The organism is Pseudomonas sp. NKUCC02_KPG, from assembly GCF_019345465.1.
Taxonomy (GTDB): domain Bacteria; phylum Pseudomonadota; class Gammaproteobacteria; order Pseudomonadales; family Pseudomonadaceae; genus Aquipseudomonas.
In genome coordinates, this window is the sequence record NZ_JAHKRC010000043.1 from 1 (window position 1) to 272 (window position 272).

Here is a 272-nt window from a genome sequence, read left to right on the forward strand (position 1 = left end):
ACCTACTCTCACATGGGGAAACCCCACACTACCATCGGCGATGCATCGTTTCACTTCTGAGTTCGGGATGGGATCAGGTGGTTCCAATGCTCTATGGTCGTCAAGAAATTCTGTGTCAGATCCGTCATGAAAACGTCTCTGCGAAAACTTGGTACTTCTATAAAAACAAAATCCCCGTCTGCGCGAGCAGACAGGGATTTTGGAATTTAATCTTGACGATGACCTACTCTCACATGGGGAAACCCCACACTACCATCGGCGATGCATCGTTT

The 272-nt window shown here is 47.8% G+C and carries 1 rRNA gene; it reads right to left on the reverse strand.

Features of this window, described 5'->3' with window-relative positions:
* Positions 1-105 (reverse strand): 5S ribosomal RNA (gene rrf / locus KO536_RS24105); the annotation flags it as partial.
* Between the last annotated feature and the right edge of the window lie 167 nt (positions 106-272).